Here is a 1,894-nt window from a genome sequence, read left to right as displayed (position 1 = left end):
GATTCTTATATACAAGCTATCCGATGGGCTTCTGACCGTTTAGGAGATTCAGGAGTAATTGGCTTTATAACTCCAAATTCCATTATAGATAAAGGAAGTTTTGATGGGTTTAGAAAGACATTGTATGAAGAATTTAATCACATATATTCAATCAATCTAAGAGGAGCAATAAAAGGAAAGGTTGGAGTAGATGCTACAAAAGAGGGACAAAGTGTTTTTAATATACTAATTGGAACTGCAATAACTATTTTAGTGAAAGATGATTCTGAAAGTCATTCAATTAACTATTTTGACATTGGAGATTTTTTAAATAGAAATAAGAAGTTGAAAAAAATTTCAGAGCTTAAGTCGATAAAAAATATTTCTTGGAATACAGTTTACCCTGATGAAAATAATGATTGGATTAATCAACGAGATGAAAAATACGCGAATTATCCAAAAATGGCAGGAGAAATTTTTGAAGATTGGGCAGTAGGAATCAGCACGAATAGAGATGCGTGGGTAATTAGTTTTGGCAAAGAAAATTTAGTCGATAATGTTCAGCGAATGATTAAACAATATGAAACTGAACGTAATAATTTGAAATTAAATAATTCAACTACAGATATTGATAGAGATAGTAGTAAAATTAAATGGTCGTCTGGTTTAATTGATAAACTAAATAAGCAGGTTGAAATTAATTTTAACAACAATCGTATCCAATTAATACAATACAGACCTTTTACTAAAAAATTTATTTATTATGAAAATAATTTAGTTGAAAGACCGGGAAAATACCGCAATTGGCAAAAGGGAAATCCTATAATTTTTATTACCGGTAAAGGTTCACGGAGAGAATTTTCCACTGCAATGATAAATTTAATACCTAGTTTAGATTTAATAGAGAAAGGACAAGGTTTCTATCAATGGCACTTAAATGAAGGGAATCTTCTTTCTGAAAAAAGCGATAATATTAATGGCAAAAAGTTTGGGTTGTCAACTGAAGAGACTTTTTATTATATTTATGGACTTCTTCATTCAAAAGCTTATCGAGAAAATTATGCGAGTGATTTAAAAAAGGAACTTCCTCGTATACCATTAGTTAAAGACAAAGAAAAATATGTAGAAATTGGTAAAAAATTAGCTGATTTACACTTAAATTATGAAGATGTTCCTGTATATGACGGTGTAAATATAGTCTTTAAATCAGATAATCCAAGTTTCAAAGTAAAGAAGATGAAACATCCTAAACGTGGTCAATTAGATACCATTATTTTTAATGAAGATATTGTTATAACAGATATTCCTGAACGTGCATATGAATATGTTGTAAATGGAAAGCCTGCTATTGAATGGATTATTGACCAATATCAAGTGAAAAAAGATAAAAAATCTGGGATAGTGGATGACCCTAATGAGTTCTCAGATAATCCAAAATATATATTTAATCTATTGTTGTCTATTATTAATGTATCTTTGCAAACAATGGATTTAGTAGAAAGTTTACCGCCATTGGAGATAATTGTCTAAAGTTTAAATAGTTACAATAAGAAGCCTTTAATTGGGCTTTTTATTGTATAGAGTAATTTGATACGAAATAACTTTACATCAAAATTTAGAGTTATCATAAATAAAGGATGTGTAAAAAATTGTTAGAAAAATTAAGAAAAACTTTTTGGACATCATACTTAATTGTTATAAATCAAATAATTGATTGGTTTAAAGCAAAGTCGAATAAAATTGAAGAAAAAAATAATGCTGGAAAATTTATTCAAAGTAGTTTATCTCCAAAGATTTTAAAAGGTATAGAGTTAGAACGAATAATGCCATATATTAAGCGAATTCATGATGGTGTTAAAAATCCTGATGTAACTAATATTGCTTTAATGGGGAGTTATGGTTCAGGAAAGAGTAC

At 28.5% G+C, this 1,894-nt stretch carries 2 protein-coding genes; both read left to right on the top strand.

Annotated features, from left to right (window positions below; genetic code table 11):
- On the top strand, positions 1-1,509 hold a 1,509-nt coding region (locus tag HMPREF9088_RS06790), incomplete at its 5' end, for a type ISP restriction/modification enzyme (RefSeq protein ID WP_040366720.1).
- Positions 1,510-1,628: 119 nt separating this feature from the next.
- On the top strand, positions 1,629-1,894 hold a 266-nt coding region (locus HMPREF9088_RS12070; protein WP_040366718.1), incomplete at its 3' end, for a hypothetical protein.

The organism is Enterococcus italicus DSM 15952, from assembly GCF_000185365.1.
GTDB classification, from domain to species: Bacteria; Bacillota; Bacilli; order Lactobacillales; family Enterococcaceae; genus Enterococcus_G; species Enterococcus_G italicus.
The sequence above is the reverse complement of the archived record's forward strand: the minus strand, read 5'-3'. Positions and strand labels throughout refer to the sequence as shown.